Source organism: Nocardioides sp. (assembly GCF_024509035.1).
Taxonomy (GTDB): domain Bacteria; phylum Actinomycetota; class Actinomycetes; order Propionibacteriales; family Nocardioidaceae; genus Nocardioides.
Genome location: NZ_JANINT010000441.1, coordinates 1 through 17,026, shown reverse-complemented (window position 1 = coordinate 17,026; position 17,026 = coordinate 1). Strand labels below are relative to the sequence as shown.

15 protein-coding genes are annotated in these 17,026 nt (G+C 71.6%); 2 read left to right on the top strand and 13 right to left on the bottom strand.

Going from position 1 to position 17,026, the window contains the following annotated elements:
* Positions 1 to 85 precede the first annotated feature (85 nt).
* Positions 86 to 622, top strand: a complete 537-nt coding sequence (locus tag Q0L15_RS23940; protein ID WP_296607362.1) for a flavin reductase family protein — start codon at positions 86 to 88, stop codon at positions 620 to 622.
* An 87-nt stretch (positions 623 to 709) separates the two neighbouring features.
* Here Q0L15_RS23940 and Q0L15_RS23935 read toward each other — a convergent pair whose 3' ends face one another.
* The 3 genes from Q0L15_RS23935 to Q0L15_RS23925 all read right to left on the bottom strand — a co-directional run bounded on the left by Q0L15_RS23935 (position 710) and on the right by Q0L15_RS23925 (position 4,468).
* Entirely contained in the window at positions 710 to 1,486 is a 777-nt protein-coding gene (locus tag Q0L15_RS23935) for an IclR family transcriptional regulator (protein WP_296607361.1), read from the bottom strand.
* A 106-nt stretch (positions 1,487 to 1,592) separates the two neighbouring features.
* Positions 1,593 to 2,792: an NADH:flavin oxidoreductase gene (locus Q0L15_RS23930; protein ID WP_296607360.1), complete on the bottom strand. Its 1,200-nt coding sequence runs from the start codon at positions 2,790 to 2,792 to the stop codon at positions 1,593 to 1,595.
* On the bottom strand, positions 2,789 to 4,468 hold the full coding sequence (locus Q0L15_RS23925; protein WP_296607359.1) for an FAD-binding protein: 1,680 nt from the start codon (positions 4,466 to 4,468) through the stop codon (positions 2,789 to 2,791). Before Q0L15_RS23925 ends, Q0L15_RS23930 begins: the two co-directional genes overlap by 4 nt.
* Positions 4,469 to 4,554: 86 nt before the next feature.
* Here Q0L15_RS23925 and Q0L15_RS23920 point away from each other — a divergent pair, with 86 nt between their 5' ends.
* Positions 4,555 to 5,562, top strand: a complete 1,008-nt coding sequence (locus Q0L15_RS23920; RefSeq protein ID WP_296607358.1) for a MarR family transcriptional regulator — start codon at positions 4,555 to 4,557, stop codon at positions 5,560 to 5,562.
* On the opposite strand, the gene Q0L15_RS23915 is transcribed toward Q0L15_RS23920, so the two are convergent.
* The 10 genes from Q0L15_RS23915 to Q0L15_RS23870 form a co-directional block, all read right to left on the bottom strand.
* Positions 5,549 to 6,835, bottom strand: a complete 1,287-nt coding sequence (locus tag Q0L15_RS23915; protein ID WP_296607357.1) for an FAD-dependent oxidoreductase — start codon at positions 6,833 to 6,835, stop codon at positions 5,549 to 5,551. The two genes, Q0L15_RS23920 and Q0L15_RS23915, sit on opposite strands and share 14 nt — an antisense overlap.
* The gene (locus Q0L15_RS23910; RefSeq protein ID WP_296607356.1) at positions 6,832 to 7,149 is read right to left on the bottom strand and encodes a 2Fe-2S iron-sulfur cluster-binding protein; all 318 of its coding nucleotides are present in this window, start codon (positions 7,147 to 7,149) and stop codon (positions 6,832 to 6,834) included. The genes Q0L15_RS23915 and Q0L15_RS23910 overlap by 4 nt, the downstream gene beginning before the upstream one ends.
* A 15-nt stretch (positions 7,150 to 7,164) precedes the next feature.
* The gene (locus Q0L15_RS23905; RefSeq protein WP_296607355.1) at positions 7,165 to 8,382 is read right to left on the bottom strand and encodes a cytochrome P450; all 1,218 of its coding nucleotides are present in this window, start codon (positions 8,380 to 8,382) and stop codon (positions 7,165 to 7,167) included.
* A gap of 10 nt (positions 8,383 to 8,392) precedes the next feature.
* On the bottom strand, positions 8,393 to 9,298 hold the full coding sequence (locus tag Q0L15_RS23900) for an SDR family NAD(P)-dependent oxidoreductase (protein WP_296607354.1): 906 nt from the start codon (positions 9,296 to 9,298) through the stop codon (positions 8,393 to 8,395).
* A gap of 30 nt (positions 9,299 to 9,328) precedes the next feature.
* A complete protein-coding gene (locus tag Q0L15_RS23895; protein ID WP_296607353.1) occupies positions 9,329 to 10,294 on the bottom strand; it encodes an SMP-30/gluconolactonase/LRE family protein in 966 nt (321 codons plus the stop codon).
* A 127-nt stretch (positions 10,295 to 10,421) separates the two neighbouring features.
* Complete coding sequence (locus Q0L15_RS23890) at positions 10,422 to 11,927, bottom strand: class I adenylate-forming enzyme family protein (protein ID WP_296607352.1); 1,506 nt, start codon at positions 11,925 to 11,927, stop codon at positions 10,422 to 10,424.
* 16 nt (positions 11,928 to 11,943) lie between these two features.
* Positions 11,944 to 12,234: a hypothetical protein gene (locus Q0L15_RS23885; RefSeq protein ID WP_296607351.1), complete on the bottom strand. Its 291-nt coding sequence runs from the start codon at positions 12,232 to 12,234 to the stop codon at positions 11,944 to 11,946.
* A 38-nt stretch (positions 12,235 to 12,272) separates the two neighbouring features.
* Entirely contained in the window at positions 12,273 to 13,403 is a 1,131-nt protein-coding gene (locus tag Q0L15_RS23880; protein WP_296607350.1) for a MaoC family dehydratase N-terminal domain-containing protein, read from the bottom strand.
* Positions 13,400 to 14,617, bottom strand: coding sequence for a CaiB/BaiF CoA-transferase family protein (locus Q0L15_RS23875; RefSeq protein WP_296607349.1), 1,218 nt, complete (start codon positions 14,615 to 14,617; stop codon positions 13,400 to 13,402). Before Q0L15_RS23875 ends, Q0L15_RS23880 begins: the two co-directional genes overlap by 4 nt.
* Entirely contained in the window at positions 14,614 to 16,902 is a 2,289-nt protein-coding gene (locus Q0L15_RS23870; protein WP_296607348.1) for a CoA transferase, read from the bottom strand. The genes Q0L15_RS23875 and Q0L15_RS23870 overlap by 4 nt, the downstream gene beginning before the upstream one ends.
* Positions 16,903 to 17,026: the final 124 nt, after the last annotated feature.

The window sequence follows — 17,026 nt, the reverse complement described above, 5'->3', positions numbered from 1 at the left end:
GGAGCCTCGGGAGACGGGGACGGCGACACTCCCGACCAACGGGAGATCCGAGGACATCGCGGACGGCCCCACCTAGCGTCGCGCCATGTCCACCCACACCGCTCCCAGACCGCTGGCGGCCGACTTCCGTCGCACGCTCGCCGAGTTCGCCAGTGGCGTGACCGTGGTCGCGGCCGTCGACGGTGGCGACCCCGTCGGGTTCGCCTGCCAGTCGTTCACCTCGGTCTCCCTCGACCCGCCGCTCGTGCTGTTCTGCGTGACCTCCGACAGCCGCACCTGGCCGCGGATCCGCAGCGCGGGCCGGTTCTCGATCAACGTCCTCGCCGAGGACCAGCACGACCTGTGCACCCGCTTCGGCACGCGCACGGGCAGCCGGTTCGACGGGCTCGAGTGGGAGCTGAGCCGTTGGGGGACGCCGTCCCTGCCCGGCGCGCTGGCTCGGCTGCACTGCGAGCTGCACACCGTGCACGACGGTGGTGACCACCGCATCGTCGTGGGCGAGGTCGTCGACCTGGAGCGGAGCGAGACCTCCGAGCCGCCCATGGTGTTCTTCCGCGGACGCTTCGGTCTCGGTGAGGACGAGCCGGTCCCCGACCAGCTGTGGAGCGACGGCTGGCTCTGATCCCCCAGCACGCAGACATGACGAAGGCGGCCCCGGAGCGGGGCCGCCTTCGTCATGTCTGCGTCGGACCGGCGGGGGTCCTGCTGCTCACCAGCGCGAGCCGAAGAGCTCCCGCGTGATGCGCTGCGCGGTGTCGCGCACCAGCGGTGCGAGCCGCTCCAGCGGCATCTCGGAGGTTCCCACCAACGAGATCGCCCCGACCGGCCCCTCCGGCCCCCGGATCGCGGCTCCGATGCACGCGACGCCGGTGACGCACTCGTCGCTCTCGCGGGCGACGCCGCCCGAGGACCGGATCCGGGACAGCTCCTGGTGGAGCTCGAGCATGGTGCGCGGACCCGGGCCGGAGGAGGCGGGCAGGCCGTCGACGTACAGCGCGTCGACCTTCTCCGGCGGCAGCCAGGCGAGCATCGCCTTGCCGAGCGACGTGCTGTGCGCGGGGGCTCGCCCTCCGACCCGCGAGGCGACCGCCATCACCCGGCGCCCTCCCACCTTGTCGAGGTACTCGACCTCAGCGCCGCTGAGGACCGCGAGGTGCACGACCAGCTCGGTGCGCAGCGCCAGCTCGTGCAGCCAGGTCGCGGCCGCGGCACGCAGGTCGGAGTGGGCGTTCTCCCGAGCACCCCACTCGTGGATGCGGCGACCGAGGCGGTAGCCCACCCGGTCGTGCTCGACCCAGTGCAGCCGGATGAGCTGCTCGAGGATCCGGTGGGCTGTCGACCGCGGCAGGCCACTGCGCTCGGCGATCTCCTCCAACAGCAGTCGGGACTTCGAGCCGCCGAACGTGTCCATGATCAGCGTCATCCGCTCGACCATCGACGGCGGACGGGTGACGACCGGAGAAGTCGACTCCAGCACAACGGTCATACGAGGCACCTCCAGGGGAACGAGTTGCCCCGATCCTAGGAAGGTGACCGCGATCACGGAAGCGTTTTACGTGCATTTTCTCAAGTATTTTTCCCCGCCCTGGGTCTCACCCGTCGGCCGGCGCCACGAGTACGCACCGGGTCCCTCCGTAGATCGTGGCCATGCACCGGTTGCAGTGGATGCACAGCGACCGGCCCTCGGAGCCCGCCACCATCCGGGCCACCAGGTCCGGCTCCCGCAGCAGAGCCCGACCCATCGCCACGAACTCGAAGCCGTGCTCAACTGCGGTCCGAACCCCCTGAGCACTGGTGACGCCGCCGAGCAGGATCATCGGCAACCGCACGGCCGCACGCACCTGACGGGCGTTCTCCAACAGGTACAGGTCCTCGTAGGGGTACTCGCGCAGGAACCGCTTGCCGACGAGCCGCACCGCGGTGCCGACCGGCTCTCCGACGGCCTTGGCGAACTCCGCGATCGGCGCCTCCCCCCGGAACAAGTACATGGGGTTGAGCAACGAACTTCCCTCCGTCATCTCGAGGGCGTCGACGCTGCCGTCCTGCTCGATCCACGTCGCCACCTGCAGCGACTCGTCGAGCCAGAGTCCGCCCGGGACCCCGTCGGTCATGTTCATCTTGGCGATGATCGCGATCCGATCCCCCACCGCGTCGCGGACCGCCCGGAGGCAGTCGCGGGCGACCCGGGCGCGGTTCTCCAGGGACCCGCCGTACTCGTCGGTCCGCTTGTTCAGCTTCGGCGAGAGGAACGAGCTGGCCAGGTAGTTGTGCCCGATGTGCACCTCGACAGCGTCGAAACCGGTCTCGACCGCCATCGTCGCCGCCGCTCCGTGCTGGGCGACGATGCGGGCGAGATCCTGTCTGCTCGCCTGCTTCGTCCGGGTGAAGGCCTGCGGGTTGAAGTACGGCGTCGGCGAGAGCGCCTTCATCTTCGTGGCGCGGGGATCGCCCACCGGACCGGAGTGGCCGATCTGCGCGGAGATGGCCGCGCCCTCGGCGTGGACCGCCTCGGTGAGCCGGATGAGGCCCGAGCGTGCCTCGTCGCGCCAGACGATCTGGTGGCCGTCGGTGCGGCCCTCCGGAGCGACCGCGCAGTAGGCCACGGTGGTCATCCCCACGCCTCCACGCGCGTGGCGCACGTGGAAGTCGACGAGCCGGTCGGTCACCTCTCCCCGCCTGGCGGCGTTCTCGTAGGTGGCGGCCTTGATGACGCGGTTGCGCAGGGTGATCGGTCCGAGCCGCACCGGGCCGAAGAGATCGGAGCCGAGCTCGGCGCTGGGTTCGGCGCTCATCGGCTCCCGCCCTTCTCCTCGGCCGCGTGCTCCATGGCCAGATAGCTGAAGACCATGGCTGGACCGATGGTGGCGCCGGCGCCGGCGTACTCGTTGCCCATCACCGCCGCGGAGACGTTGCCGGTCGCGTAGAGGCCCTCGATGACCGAGCCGTCCGGACGAAGCGCGCGCGCCCAGGCATCGGTGAGGATCCCTCCCTTGGTCCCGAGATCGCCGGCCTCCAGACGGATCGCGTAGAACGGGCCGGTCTCCATCGTGTCGAGGTTGGGGTTCGGCAGGGAGTGGTCGCCGTAGTAGTTGTCATAGGGGCTCTCGCCGCGATGGAAGTCCTCGTCCCGGCCGTTGCGGGCGTACTCGTTGAAGGTTGCGACGGTCGTGACGAGGTTGTCGGGGTCGATGCCGACCAGCGCGGCGAGGTCGCGCAGGGTGTCGGCCTTGTGGACCAGCCCCGACTTGTAGAACGAGCGCGGGAAGTCCTTGCCCGGGAGCGTGCCGGCGAACTGGTACCGATCTCGAGCCGACTGGTCGAAGATCTCGAAGATCGGCACGTGGCCGCCCTCCAGCTGGTCGTGGACGAAGTTCACGTACGGCGAGGCCTCGTTGGTGAAGCGCCGGCCGTCCCGGTTCACGATGACCATGCCCGGGATGCACCGCTCCGAGACCAGCGGGAACACGCCGCCGCGCGGAAGCGCGATCGACGGCATCCACCACGCGTCGTCCATCAGGTCGAAGTCGGCACCGAGCGCCTCGCCGAGGCGATGCCCGTCGCCGGTGTTGGACGGCGCTCCGGCGCTGTAGTCGGGCTGACCCAGCTCCGGCAGGTGCTGCTTGCGGAGGATCTCGTCGTGCTCGAACCCGCCCGTTGCCAGGAGGACCCCGTGGCGGGCGCGGATCCGGCACGGCTGGCCGTCGCGCTCCACGACGGCGCCGATCACCCTGCCGTCCTCGACCAGCAGCTCCGTCACCGGCGAGCTCGTCCAGAGCTCCAGTCCCAGGTCGCGCATCGTGAGGCGGAACCGGGCGACCAACGCTGCCCCGAGCGTCTTCATCCTGCGCCGCAGGAAGAAGTTGGAGACGACGCGCCATCCGGCGAGGAAGATCATCCGCCGAGCACGCCACTCCCGCTTCATCATCATCAGGTTGCGGGCCTCGTAGCCGGTGAACCACAACCCGAGAGGCGTGGGCACGGTGAGCCCGAGCAGCTGCTCCTCCTCGTCACCGAGCTTGCGACCGTCGATCGGGCGCGGCTCGATCGTGCGGCCCTTCGCGCGGCCCCCGGGAAGCTCGGGGTGGTAGTCGGAGTAGCCCGGGCAGTGCGAGAAGTCCATCCACCGGCTGACCCGCTCCAGCATCTCCATCACCTCGGGCCCGCGGTCGACGAACGCGTCGATCCGGTCGGCGGGCACGCGGCCGCCGACGACGGCCGAGAGGTAGGCGCGGACGTCCTCCACGTCGTCGGCGAGGCCCTTGCGGCGCAGGGTCGGGTTGTTCGGGATCCAGATCCCGCCGCCCGACATCGCGGTCGAACCGCCGAACCCGTGAGCCTTCTCGACGACCAGCGTCGTCAGGCCCCGGTCGTGGGCTGCGATGGCGCCGACCATGCCGCCCGCACCGCTGCCGGCGATCAGGACGTCGACCTCGCGCTCCCACTCACCGGTATCAGTTGCGGCTCCCATGTGCACCTCTCCAAGGATTTGTACGGAATCGATTAGGTTGAGAGACGTCAGGTGTCGCCCCGCGACCCCACCGGAAGGAGTGGCGCTTGAGCACGTCACAGGCCCCAGCCCTGGAGGTGGCGACTCTCCGTCTGGTCAACGCAATCGCGCTGACCGCCGGCACGCGCAGTCACTCCCGCCGACTGAGAGCTGTCACAGGGATCGACCTGCCCCCTTCGGACCTCCGCTTCCTCGAGCTGCTCAGCGGGCGGGAGCCGGCGGCGACGACCGTGATCGCGCGTGAGCTCGGGATCGACATCACCCAGGCCTCGCGGCAGGCCGCCCAGCTGCACAAGGCCGGACACCTGGCTCGGACCACCGATCCCGACGACCGACGACGCACGCTGCTCTCGTTGACCGACGAGACCACGGCTCTGATGGACGCCTGGCTGATGGCCTGGAGCCGCGACTACCTGGCGGTGATCTCGACCTGGACCCCCGAGCAGATCGAGGTGCTCGGCAGCTGGTTCGCGCTGGTGCTGCACCGGTTCTCCGAGGCGCTTCCCGACAGCCCACGTCCGGCGGTGGCCGACCGGTGGCTGGAGCTCGCCGGCGAGGAGTACGACCCGGCGACCCGCTTCTTCCTGCACACGATGATCGGCATCGTGACCTGGGTGGCGCTCTCGGGCGGGTTCAAGACCCTCCTCGAGCTCCGGTCCGCCGGGGTGAGCGAGGCGGGGTTCCTGGCGCTGCACGTGATCGCCACGAGCGGTCCGCTGTCGATCGCCGAGGTCGCGGGCCGTCTGGCCGTCGACCCGTCCCAGGCGAGCAAGCGGATCACCGAGCTCGTCAACGACGGGTTTCTGGACCGGGCCGTCGACGAGTTCGACCGCCGCAGCACTCGAGTGCGCGTGTCCCGCAAGGGCAAGCAGCTCGTCGACGGCGTCTTCGAGTTCCAGATGGCCGGCTTCGGCGTGCTGACGACGGACCTGGGGCGCGCCGAGCGCGACCAGTGGACGCCGTACGTCGAGGCGTACGTCGACGGGATGCTCAACCGGCGCGTGGGATCGGACGGCCTGATCCGGCCTCAGGAGGTCGAGCTCAGCAAGCGCTGATCGAGCCCTGGCGTGCGTCCTTGGCCAGCTGGCGCAGGACGACGTCACCGTCGGCGAACACGTCCGCAGGCACCGGGTGCCCGGCGCCCAGCAGCGTGCGCAGAGCCATGAAGTCGGCCGGGGAGCCGACGACCTCCGCCGCGACCAACCGTCCCGCCCGGTGGAAGCCGACCACGAGACGTCCCGGGCCGGCCGGCCGGACCGTCGCGCGGTCCCCCGGCCGGCGCAGCCCCACGATCTGCAGCTTGGCGGTGCCCTGGTCGGACCAGAACCACGGCACCGACACGTGCGGCGACGGCTCGCCCAGCACCGTTCGGACGGCTGAGGCCGCCTGCGTCACCGCGTGGTCCACGCTCTCGAGCCGGACGCGGCACGGCGCGCTGGCGTCGAGGTCCGCCCAGGGTGTCGGGTCGACCGCGACCGCGCAGTCGCCGATCGCGATCGTCGTGCCGTCGGAGGCGAGCAGGTGCTCGTCGACGACGATGCCGTCGTCGACCTGCAGTCCCAGTCGCTCGGCGAGCTCGCAACGCGGATCGGCACCGACGCCCACGAGCACCAGGTCGGCCGGGATCTCCCGGTCCGCCGTACGCACCGCCACCACCCGACCCGCGCCGGCACTGACGATCTCGGTGACGCTGACATCGGTGTGCACCGCGATGCCCGTCGCGCGGTGGTGGTCGGTCAGGTAGCGCGACGTCGCCTCGCTCACCGCGCGGCCCAGGATGCGCGGGCCGGCCTCGAGGACCGTGACCCGCGCGCCGAGCACGGTGGCCGTGGCGGCGACCTCGAGGCCGACGAACCCGCCGCCGACGACCACCACGTCCCGAGCAGTCGCGAGGCGCCGTCGCAGGTCGGCGGCGTCCGCGAGGGTGCGCAGGACGACCACGCCGTCCGCCTGGGCTCCCGGCACGTCCAGGCGGCGTGGAGCAGCCCCCGTGGCCAGCACCAGGCGGTCGAAGACCAGCTCACGACCGCTGGCCGTGAGCGCCCGTCCGCCGGCACCTGCGCCTCGGTCCACCTCGACGACCGTCTCACCGAGCAGCAGGTCGATGCCGTTGGCCTGCCAGTAGCCCGGCGCACGGAGGGCGAGGCTGTCCTCGTCGGCGGCACCGGTGAGGAACCCCTTGGACAGCGGTGGGCGCTGGTACGGCGGAGCCGGCTCGTCGCCCACCAGCGTGATGGATCCTTGGTGGCCGGCCTCGCGCAGCGAGCAGGCGAGCTGGGCGGCCGCCTGTCCCGCGCCGACGATCAGGACGTCGTCGGAGCGGCTCACAGCTGCTCCGGGGGGACCGTCACGTGCACCTCGCCCTCGCCGATCAGGAGCTGGCAGGACAGCCGCGAGCTGTGCTCGCGATCGCTCGCGGTGCAGTCGAGCATCTCGTCCTCGTCCTCTCCGACCTCACCGAACTCGTCGGCGTGCCGCTCGTCGAGGTAGACGTGGCAGGTCGCGCACGAGAGCGAGCCACCGCACTGTCCGACGACTCCTGCGACACCGTTGCGGACCGCCGTGGCCATGACGGAGTCGCCGACGCTGCCCTCGACAGCGACGACGGTCCCGTCCGGCTGGGTGTAGAAGACCTTCGGCATGACGTCAGGTCCGTCTCACCAGGTCGCGTCGAGGCGCGTGATGGGCTGGCTGAGGTGGTCGTAGTTGATGACGGGCGCGCTCGTCAGGCGGATCTGCGGGAGCCGCTTGAACAGCTCGGCCAGGGCCACCTGCATCTCCATCCGGGCCAGCGGAGCCCCCAGGCAGTGGTGCAGGCCGTAGCTCAGCGTCAGCTGGGGGTTGTTCTGGCGGGTGATGTCGAAGCGTTCGGCGTCCGGCAGCGCGATGCCGTCGTGCGCGGTCGCGGCGGGGTCGATCATGATCGCGTCGCCCTTGGCGACCAGCTGCCCGTCGATCTCGATGTCCTCGGTGGCGACGAAGGGCACCAGTGCCCCGGCGCCGGCCACCGGGATCCCGAGCGAGAACCGACCGTGCCGCAGCGTCTCCTCGGTCGCGGTGGGCGCGAGCCCGTCGGGGTCGGTCAGGAACAGCTCCAGCTGCTCGGGGTGCTGCAACAGGCTCGCGATGCCGGTGGTGATGAAGTTGGCGGTGTTGTCGAAGCCGGCGACGACCAGGAGCATCGCGATCGGCAGGATCTCCTCGTCGGTGAGGGTGTCGTCCTTGTCGCGAGCGTTGGCCAGGCTCGAGATCAGGTCGTCGAGGGGCTCCTCACGGCGCAGCTGGATCAGGTTGACGACGTACATGTAGAGCTCGGCCATGTTCGTGACCATCTCGTCCTCGGACATGCCGGCCACGGCGAGCGTCGAGGACGCCCACTTCTCGAACTTCTCGTGGTCCTCGGCCGGGATGCCCAGAAGGTTGCAGAGCATCTGGATCGGCAGCGGGAGCGCATAGTCGTGGACCAGGTTGGCGGTGTTGCCCTTGGCCACCATGTCGTCGATCAGCTGGTTGGCGTAGGCGACGGCGGAGTCGCGCATCGCCTTGACCTGCTTGGGCGAGATGGCCTTCTGCACCAGGCGCCGCAGCTTGGTGTGGTGGGGCGGGTCCTCGAACTGCAGGGTCTGGCGCAGGAACTCGGGGAACTCCACGAAGTAGGGCACCACCCGCTCGCCGGTGCGGAACGGCTCACGCACGAAGCGCGGGTCGCCGAGCATGGCGCGCGCGGCCTCGGTGCGGTGGATCACCCAGGCGTCTCCGCCGAACGGCATCGTCGTCCTGGTCATCGGGCGATCCGCGGCGATGGCGCGATAGCGCTCAGCGGCCTCGTCCGCGGTGACGGGCGGGAACGGGTAGTCCGTCGCGATCTCGGTCATCTGCTGCTCCTCACGCACCGGGCATGGCCGCGACGGCCACGACCTGCGGCTGCGCCGCCTCGTTGATGGTCATGATCTGGTCGAAGGAGCTCGCGATCGTCTCGACCGTGAGCTCGGTGTCGTAGATGCCCTGGGTGTTGACGACCGCCATCCGGTTCACCATGCCGCCGGCGACGTTGAACGCCTCACCGGTGACCTGCGAGGACGGGTGCGCCAGGTAGACCCCCAGCGGCGCGACCAGCTCGGGCGTCAGCGCGGTGCGCATGTACTCCATGATCTCGGCGCTCAGCGAGTCCGCAGCAGCCTCGGCCATGCGGGTGCCGGCACCCGGCGAGACCGCGTTGACGTTGATGCCATGCTCCATGCCCTCGAGCGCGAGGTTGCGAGTGAGGCCGTACACAGCGCCCTTGGAGCTGCCGTAGTGGACCATCATCGGGTTGCCGAGCATCGCGGGCGAGATCGTGTTCACGATGCGCCCCGAGCCGGACTCCTTCAGGTGTGGCCACGCCGCGCGGGCGAGCCACAACGAGCCGAGGTAGTGCACCTCGAGGTGGCGCTGGTACTCCTCGGCGGGCACCTCGAGCCAGTCCGCGACCCGGACGATGCCGGCGTTGTTGATGACGGCGTCGACGCCGCCGAAGGCCGAGACCGCGGCGTCCACGATCGTCTGGGCACCCTCCGGCGTCGACACGTCGGCCCGGACGCCGACGGCGCGTCCGCCGGCGGCCTCGATCTCGGCCACGACGTCGGCGGCCGGGTCGTCCCCGTCCACGCCCATGCCGTCGGTGCTGGCACCGAGATCGGCGACGACGACTCCCGCGCCGCGTGAGGCGAGGAGCAGGGCGTAGGCACGCCCGATCCCCCGACCCGCACCGGTCACGATGACGGTGCGACCCTCGAAGTTGAGCTCTTCCATGGTGGTGTCTCCTCAGTCGTGATGCGGGGGTCAGGGGCGAGTGGTGCCGGCGCCGTACGGGGCGGAGGCGGTCCAGATGGAGCCCAGGCCCTCGTCGCGCGACTTCGCCCAGTCGAAGACCTCCATGCCGCAGGCGATGAACAGCGTGGAGCGGTCCGAGCCGCCCAGGGCGACGGCCGTGCCCATCGCACGGTCCATCGGGAGCTGGACGGCGTGGGTGGCCTGGCCGCCCTCGACGAAGCGGCCCACCCAGCCGCTGCCCGGCAGCCCGGCCCAGATCCCGCCCTCGGAGTCGATCGCGATGCCGTCGGGCATCCACGGGAGCTCGGCCCACACGCGCCGACCCGACAGCGTCCCGTCCGCGGCCCGCTCGAGGGCGGAGATGCGGCATCCGTCGTTCTCGGCCGTGAGCAGGGTCGCGCCGTCGGCGGACAGTCCGATGCCGTTGGCTCCACGGAACGTGCCGACGCCGGCGTCGTGGACGGTGCCGTCGGGCTCGACCACGATCAGCCCGGCCTCACGGGGGTCCTCACCGGCGAACAGGTCGTAGCCGAGCTGCGTGATGTAGGCGCGGCCCTCGGCGTCGACCACCATGTCGTTGCACGAGGAGATCGCGACGTCGCGCAGGTCGGCGTACTGCTCGAGCGTCGTGCCGTCCCAGACCAGGAGCAGGCGCTCGTGCATCGACACCACGATCGCGCGGCCGTCCGGGAGCCAGCCCAGCCCGCCCAGGACCACCTCCGACGTGCCCGTCGCGGTGCTGCCCGCCTCGGGTGCGAGCGGGCTGCGCTCCGATGCGTCGATGTAGGTGCTGGGGGTGCCGGACTCGTCCAGGGTGAGGATCCGGTGGTTGTACATGTCGCTGAAGTAGAAGACGCCCTCGTGCCACCGGGGGATCTCCGACCAGGAGTAGCCGATCGAGAGCTGGGTCGCCTCGACCGGGGTCGCGGAGGCGGCCGCCTCCGCGGAAGCCTTCATCAACACCTCGAAGTCCATGGTTCTCCTCTTTTGCATGTCATTGGTCGAGTGATGAGAGCCGGGTCATTTCCCGATGCTGGCCGGGTCTCGCGGAGTGTGAGCGGCGTCACCCTTGCCTATAACGTGCCATTCGTCAACCAACCTCTCAGCGACTCGGAGCGGCGGCCTCGGAGTCGGCTCGCAGGACCCGGCGCAGCACCTTGCCGAGGTCGTTGCGCGGCACCTCCGTGAGGAACCGGATCCGCGCGGGGACCCGGCTCGAGCGGAGCAGCGAGGCCACCCAGGCCTGCAGCTCCTCGGGAGTGGGGTCGCTGCCGGGAGCGGTGACGATTGCGGCGACCACGATCTCGCCCCACATCTCGTCGGGCTGGCCGTAGACGACCGCGTCGGTGACGGCCGGGTGCTGGAGCAGGGCGTTCTCGATCTCGCCCGGCGAGAGGTTCTCCCCACCTCGGACGATGACGTCGTCGAGCCGACCCTCGACGAAGACGTAGCCGTCGTCGTCGATCCGGCCCGCGTCCTTGGTTCGGAACCAGCCGTCGTCGTCGAGCTGGGACGTGGCGGCGTACTCCCCCGAGACCTGGTCTCCGCGCACCCAGAGCTCGCCGGGCTCGCCTGGGGGGACCGGCTCGCCGAGCGCGTCGCGGCACACGATCTCCACGCTCGGAAGCGGCCGGCCGACGGACTCGAGGCGGGCCCGCACGGCCGGGTCGTCGGAGGACACGGCGGCACGGTGCTCCTCGGGCCCGAGGACGGCGATGGAGGAGGTGGTCTCGGTCAGGCCGTAGGCGTTGACGAACCCGACGTGGGGCAGCAGGCCGAGCGCGCGCTCGATGACCGGTCGCGGCATCCGGCCACCGCCGTACGACAGGTGGCGGAGGGTGGGCAGGGTCTCCCCCGTCTGCTCCAGGACCTCCACGATCCGGGCGAGCATGGTCGGCACGACCATCGCGTGGGTGATCTCCTGCGCGGCGGCGGTCGCGACCCAGTCCTCGGCGGTGAAGTTCGGCAGCTGCACGATCCGCCGGCCCGAGTACATCCCCGTGAGCAGGCCCGCGACCCCCGCGATGTGGTACGGCGGCACGCTGACGAGGGCGGCCTCGTCGGGCCCGGCGCCCAGCATCTCGGTGCCGTTGAGGACGTAGGAGGTGAGGTGGCGGTGCCGCAGGACGGCCACCTTGGGCTTGCCCGTCGTGCCGCTGGTGTGCAGCAGGACGGCCGGCGCCTCGGGGTCCTGCTCCGGCTCGGCGCCTGACGGTGCCGCGGCTCGGACGGCGGCGACGAAGCCGGCCGGGGTCGCCATGCTCAGCTCGGGGCCCTCGCGGAGCTGGTCGGAGCTCGTGGGCTCGGCGATGAGCGTGGTCGGCAGCTGGTCGGTCACCAGCTCGGCGTACGGTCCTGCCGCCAGGCGGTAGCTCACGGGCGCGAACGCCCTGCCCGCCACGGCGGCGCCGAACAGCGCGATCGGGAAGGCCTCCGTCGCCGTGCCGGAGAACAGCAGCGGTCGGCCGGGGTGGTCGCTCAGCACCCCAGCTGCGCGGTCCGCGAGGTCGCGCAGCCGGCCGAGGGTCACGCCCTCGTGCCGGTCGCCCAGGATGACGCGGTCCGGGTCGACGCTGGAGACCATGTCCAGCAGCGTCACGATGTTCATCGTCGGTGCCTGACGCTCAGTCCGACGAGGGCAGCGCCTTGGCCGCCTTCACGACCAGCGCTTCGCCGTCCATGGCCAGCGGACCGGCTCCGCTCGCCGAGCACAGCAGCTCGACGGTGCCGGCGGCGTCGCAGTAGCGCTTGCCGATGAGCACCTCGCCCTCGGTGGAGCCGCCCTCACCGGCACCGTCCGCGGTCATCGGTACCCCACCGCAGGTCAGCGTCACCTCCTCGGCGGGAGCCTGGATGACGATGATCTCGGTGGTGGTGCCGGACGCCTTGAGCTTGATGCCGGGCTTGAGCAGCATGGGTCTCTCCTCGGTGGGACGGATCGGGTGGGTGGGGCTCAGCCGTAGATGGACGGCGTCGTCGAGGCCGCGTCGGCCCAGAGCAGCGGCACCTCGCGCGGCTCGCCGGCGTCGCGTCGTGGCAGCCGGACGGTGATCTCGGCGGTGGCGGTCTCGATGTCGGCGTGGTTGACCACGGCGACGCGGAGGTCGACCAGGCCCTGATCGCCGACCTCACGGGTGCCGGTCACCCGGCCCCGAACGGTGTTGGTGTCCCCGACGAGGTTGGGCCGGCGGAGCTTCGCACTCATCGAGACCAGGTCGCCCCAGTCGCCGGCCCAGTCGGTGGCGATCTGGCTGAGCCACGTGATGCGCTGGGGGCCGTAGTCGAACTGCGCGGACTGCGCACGGTTCTTGCGTGCGTACTCGGGGTCGGCGCGCCCGCCCGCACCCATGTCGATGGTGCCCTCGTCGACCTCGGCCGAACGACCCAGCGTCAGGGTGCCGTGGCTGAACAGGTAGAGCTCGGTGGTGGTGTAGGTCCCCTTCGGGAGCTCGGGCAGCTCCTCGCCGATCGCGACGTCCTCGAAGTGGCGCACCTCGCCGCCTCGGCGGGTGCGCGCCCAGACCAGCGGGTCGGGGGCCACCTGGGGCCGGTCCGGGTCGGGCGGCGCGGCCTCGACCCCGGTCCCGGGGTTGGCGAAGCGGAGCATGTGGTTGGTCAGGCTGGCGAACTTCTCGCCGCGGTGGTTGTAGTAGTCGGTGCGGCCCGAGCACACCAGGGCCTCGCCGAGCTGGGGCATCGAGCGCCGCTTGACGCCGACGGGGGTCTCGATCGAGCGGACCCGGTCGCCGAGCCAGACCGGGCGGAACCACTCGATGTCGGCTCCGATGTAGAGGATGCTGAGGTCCTTCATCGCCACGTCGTCGCGCGAGAGGTGGCCCCAGATGGAGGCGTTCGCTCCGAAGTCGATGGAGAACAGGAACGACGGCGACCCGGTGAGCGAGTGGAACCGGGCGCCCGCGGCGTACGCGCGGTCGCGGTGGAGCGGGTTGTAGTCCCCCGACCCCTCGCTGTGGCGGCGCAGCCACTCCTCGGTGACCTCGCGCCAGGCACGAGGAGGCATCGGCTCGTCGATCCCCCGGCGGTACTCCTCCTCGAACTGGTCGAGGGTCGTGATCCGGCTCATCGCTGCTCTCCTCCTGTCGTCGCGGCGGGTGCGGGTGTCGAGTGCATCGGCCCGACGGCGGGGGCGGTTCCCGGCTCCCGCTCAGCGGGTACGGCGACCACGCCGGCCTCCCGGAGCGCGTCGATCTGAGCCGGGCTCCGGCCCAGCTCCGCGAGCACCGCAGCGGTGCTCGCCCCGAGCGGCTCGACCATCGGGGGCAGCCGCGCAGGCGTGCGGCTGAGTCGTGGGGCGGGTGCGGGATGGGCGACGCCGTCGATCTCGACGAAGCCTCCGCGGGCGCTCGGGTGCGGGTGACCGGGCACCTCGCCGAGCTCCAGCACCGCCTGGACGCACGCGTTCGTGCCCGCGAAGGCCTCGGCCCAGGCGTCGCGGCTGCGGGTGGCGATCACGGCGGCGATCCGTTCGGTGGCGGCGGGCCACGCCGACCGGTCCGACTGGGCGCCGAGCTCGGCAGGGTCGAGGCCGAGCACGTCGAGGAAGGCACGGTAGAAGGCGGGCTCGATCGCCCCCACGGACAGCCAGCGCCCGTCCGCGGTGCCGTAGACCCGGTAGTAGGGCGCGCCGCCGTCAAGGAGGTTGGTCCCCCGCTCGTTCCAGCGGCCACGCGCAGCCATCGCGTGGAAGGGCGCCAGCATCAGCCCGACGCCGTCGACCATCGCGGCGTCGACGACCTGGCCCCGACCGGAGCTCGTCCGCTCGTGCAGGGCGGCGAGGACACCCAGCGCGAGCAGCATCCCGCCGCCGCCGTAGTCGGCGACCAGGTTGAGCGGCGGGACCGGCGGTCGCCCCGGCTCGCCGATCGCGGCGAGCGCGCCGGTCAGAGCGAGGTAGTTGAGGTCGTGACCGGCCTCCTGGGCCAGCGGCCCGTCCTGGCCCCACCCGGTCATGCGTCCGTAGACGAGTCGCGGGTTGGCCCCGAGGCACACGTCGGGGCCCACCCCGAGTCGCTCGGTCACCCCCGGGCGGAAGCCCTCGACCAGCACGTCGACCTCGCGGACCAGGTCGAGCACGACCTCGCGCCCCTCGGGCTGCTTGAGATCCAGCGCCACCGACCGGCGACCACGGGAGTGGGCGTCAGGCTCGTAGCGGTGCGTCCCGGGCCGCTCCACGCCGATGACCTCGGCGCCGAGGTCGGCCAGCATCATGCAGGCGAACGGCGCCGGCCCCTGGGCGACCAGCTCGAGGACCCGGATGCCCGCGAGCGGACCGGTCACTGGCCGGCCGGCCGGGTGCCCACGACCTGCTGGTCGACCAGGGCCTGGTACTCGTCCTCCGAGAGCCCGAGGTCCCCGCGCAGGATCTCCTCGTTGTGCTCCCCGAGCAGCGGCGGGCGGCGCAGGATCCACGACGGCGTACCGACGCGCTGGTAGGGCAGCCCCGGCAGCGGCACCTCCCCGCCGTAGGGGTGGTCCACGACCGTGTAGGTCTCGCGGCCCGCGAGCTGCGGGTGCTCATGCACCCAGCGCCAGTCGGTACGCCGTCCGGCCGGGACGCCCGCTGCGAGGAGTCTCTCGACCGCCTCGTCGGGCTGCTGGTCGGCGAACCACGCCGCCAGCTCGCTCTCGAGCCGGTCCGCGGCGGCCTGCCGGCCCGCCCGGTCGGCGAGCGCGGGGTCATCGAGCCACTCGGTGAAGCCGGTCGCTGCCACCAGCCCGCGCCACTGGTCCTCGTCGAGGACCGAGAGTCCGACCCACTCGTCGGTGCCCTGCACGGCGAACACCCCCTGGACGTCGGCCACGGCCGACCGGTTGCCGGTGCGCTCGAGCAGCTCGCCGCGCCCGGTCCACGCGAGGACCTGCTCGGAGGCCATCACCATGGCGCCCTCGGCGAGCGTCGCCTCGACCAACATCCCGCGGCCGGTCCGTCGGGCCTCGACGAGGGCCGCCGAGAGCGCGAAGAACGAGTTGGCAGCTCCCATCGGGTCCGCCGGTCCGGACGGGTTGGTCGGGTCTCCCCCGGGGTAGCCCGTGCGCCAGCACAGGCCGGAGAACTGCTCGACCGTCTGGGCGTAGCCCACCATCTCCCGGCGCGGGCCGGTCAGCCCGAACGCCGGCATCCGCAGCATGACCAGCCCGGGGTTGATCGCGTGCACGGCGTCCCAGTCCAGGCCGATCGACTCCAGCACGCGAGGCGCGTAGTTCTCGATCAGCACGTCCGCGTCGCGGATCAGCCGCACCAGGAGCTCGCGGCCCGCGGGGACGGTCAGGTCGAGGGTGACGTCGCGCTTGTTGAAGTTCACGCCGAGATAGATGTTGCCCAGGTCCCACCAGTGGTCGCGCTCGGTGGGGACGAAGCCCATCGTGCGCGACCCGTCGATGCGGCTGGCGCTCTCGACCTTGACCACGTCGGCGCCGCCGGCGCCCAGGGCGGCGCCGACGTACGCGCCCACCCACCAGGTGCCGAGGTCGACGACACGCAGACCGGCGAACGGCAGCGTGTCGCTGACGACCGGCGCGCGGCGCTCGGCCTGGTCGGGCTCCGCCGGCTCGGTGCTCCGCTGGGGGCGCACGCCGTCGAAGAGGAACGGCGGCCGGGGCATCCTGAACCCGCCCGAGGGGTGGGTCTCGTAGAAGTCGCGCGCAACGACCTGCTCGTCCTCAAGGATTGTCTTCCCGCTGTGCACGGGGGCGGCAGGGATCCGGAAGGTGCCGGCGGCCTCGACGCACTCGGCGACCGTGTGGCGTCGGGTCCAGTCGCGGACCGCCTCGACCCACTCGGCGTAGCGCGCGTAGCGGCCGAGGAACGAGCTCATCTGCTCGTCGGCGAGCCACTCGGGGCGCTCGATCAGCACCAGGAAGTCCTGGTGGTTGGCGGCCGAGGCGAGGTTGAAGCCGACCCAGCCATCGGAAGCCGGCTCGACGCCGGGCGTGAGTCGCATGCGCGGCATCGGCGCCCGTGGCGTCTGCGCGATGGTCGCCGACACGTCCTGGAACATGTTGTTGGCGTACGTCGTCACGTCGAGCAGCGCGATGTCGACGCAGCGCCCGGAGCGCTCGCCCTGGAGCGCGGTGACCACGGCGCCGGCGGCCATCGAGCCGGCGACCCACAGCGCCTCCGACGAGCCGGTCATCACCGGGTAGGAGTCCATCGAGCCCCGCGAGCTCATCGCTCCACCCTCGAGCTGCAGGGTGAACTCGCTCCACGGCCGGCCTGTGCCGGCCCACGGCCCGGTGAGCCCGAAGGGCGTGATCGCGACGACCGCGGTGGCCTCCAGCCCGTCGAGCAGTCCGGCCTCGGGCGCGTCGGGAAGCTCGAGCACGACCAGGTCGGCCTCGGCCCCGGCAGCGACCAGGTCGCTCAGCGTGCCCGGACGCTGCGCCTTGCCGAGGTGGAGGTATCCGTCGAGCTCGGCACCGCGTCCCAGGGTCTCGGCCCCACCGACGCGGGTGACGGCGGCGCCGGCGTCGGCGAGCAGCCGTCCGGCGTACGCGCCGGCGATCGAGGTGGACCACTCCAGGGCGCGCAGACCGTGCAGGGGCAGCGAGGTCACCATTGTCATGCCACCGCCATCGTGTCGCCGAGGTCGAGCAGGGTCTGACCCGGCCCGCCCAGGGCGAGCCCGCCCTGGCGGGCGGCCAGGAAGTAGCGGTGCAGCGGGTAGTCGAGGTCGACGGACATGCCGC

What these genes read in the sequence shown, in the direction of transcription:
- Q0L15_RS23910 (WP_296607356.1), bottom strand. Translation starts at nt 7,149, where the DNA reads ATGCCGAAGGTCTTCTACACCCAGCCGGACGGGACCGTCGTCGCTGTC.
- Q0L15_RS23940 (WP_296607362.1), top strand. Translation starts at nt 86, where the DNA reads ATGTCCACCCACACCGCTCCCAGACCGCTGGCGGCCGACTTCCGTCGC.
- Q0L15_RS23885 (WP_296607351.1), bottom strand. Translation starts at nt 12,234, where the DNA reads ATGCTGCTCAAGCCCGGCATCAAGCTCAAGGCGTCCGGCACCACCACC.
- Q0L15_RS23900 (WP_296607354.1), bottom strand. Translation starts at nt 9,298, where the DNA reads ATGGAAGAGCTCAACTTCGAGGGTCGCACCGTCATCGTGACCGGTGCG.
- Q0L15_RS23880 (WP_296607350.1), bottom strand. Translation starts at nt 13,403, where the DNA reads ATGAGCCGGATCACGACCCTCGACCAGTTCGAGGAGGAGTACCGCCGG.
- Q0L15_RS23935 (WP_296607361.1), bottom strand. Translation starts at nt 1,486, where the DNA reads ATGACCGTTGTGCTGGAGTCGACTTCTCCGGTCGTCACCCGTCCGCCG.
- Q0L15_RS23925 (WP_296607359.1), bottom strand. Translation starts at nt 4,468, where the DNA reads ATGGGAGCCGCAACTGATACCGGTGAGTGGGAGCGCGAGGTCGACGTC.
- Q0L15_RS23905 (WP_296607355.1), bottom strand. Translation starts at nt 8,382, where the DNA reads ATGACCGAGATCGCGACGGACTACCCGTTCCCGCCCGTCACCGCGGAC.
- Q0L15_RS23890 (WP_296607352.1), bottom strand. Translation starts at nt 11,927, where the DNA reads ATGAACATCGTGACGCTGCTGGACATGGTCTCCAGCGTCGACCCGGAC.
- Q0L15_RS23930 (WP_296607360.1), bottom strand. Translation starts at nt 2,792, where the DNA reads ATGAGCGCCGAACCCAGCGCCGAGCTCGGCTCCGATCTCTTCGGCCCG.
- Q0L15_RS23895 (WP_296607353.1), bottom strand. Translation starts at nt 10,294, where the DNA reads ATGGACTTCGAGGTGTTGATGAAGGCTTCCGCGGAGGCGGCCGCCTCC.
- Q0L15_RS23870 (WP_296607348.1), bottom strand. Translation starts at nt 16,902, where the DNA reads ATGACAATGGTGACCTCGCTGCCCCTGCACGGTCTGCGCGCCCTGGAG.